The 510-nt window shown below is 72.7% G+C and carries 1 protein-coding gene; it reads right to left on the bottom strand.

The annotated features are described in order from the left end of the window. A partial coding sequence (locus EXE41_RS18655; RefSeq protein WP_137691800.1) for a carboxypeptidase-like regulatory domain-containing protein occupies nucleotides 1-510 on the bottom strand: 510 nt, incomplete at both ends.

The raw sequence follows: 510 nt of genomic DNA, 5'->3' as shown, positions 1-510 counted from the left end.
TCCGTTCTTGACGACCGCGACCGTGTAGACGGCGTTCACCGGTACGGTGAGCGATGCGGTCCCGTCGGTCACGCTCACCCGCCCGTCGAACACCGAGGAGGAGGCCCGCACCGCCCCCGTCTCGATCGGGACCGGCGGGTCGAAGTGGTCGTCGAAGACCCGCACGTCGAGCGTCGTGGCGCCTCGCTCGACGGCGACCCGGGCCTCGCCGCCGTCCCCCACGGTCACGGGGACGGACGCCTCCAGGTACCCGGGCTTCACGACGACGACCTCGTAGTCGCCGCGTTCGAGGCGCGCCGTCTCGTACCGCCCGTCCGCCTCGGTCTCGCCCCGGTCGATCGTCCGCCCGCCTTCGCGGACCCGGACGGTCGCGTCCGGCTGCGACCGGTTCTCCCCGTCGACGACGGTCACGGTCGCGGTGCCGCTCCGTGAGACCCCGAGGTCCACGGTCGTCTCGCTGGCGTTCTCGACCCGGAGCGGACGGTTCCGGACGTAAGCGTCGTCGTCGAC

It is taken from the genome of Halorubrum sp. SD690R (genome assembly GCF_005435035.1).
Taxonomy (GTDB): Archaea; Halobacteriota; Halobacteria; order Halobacteriales; family Haloferacaceae; genus Halorubrum; species Halorubrum ezzemoulense.
This window is presented reverse-complemented; position numbering and strand designations above follow the sequence as displayed.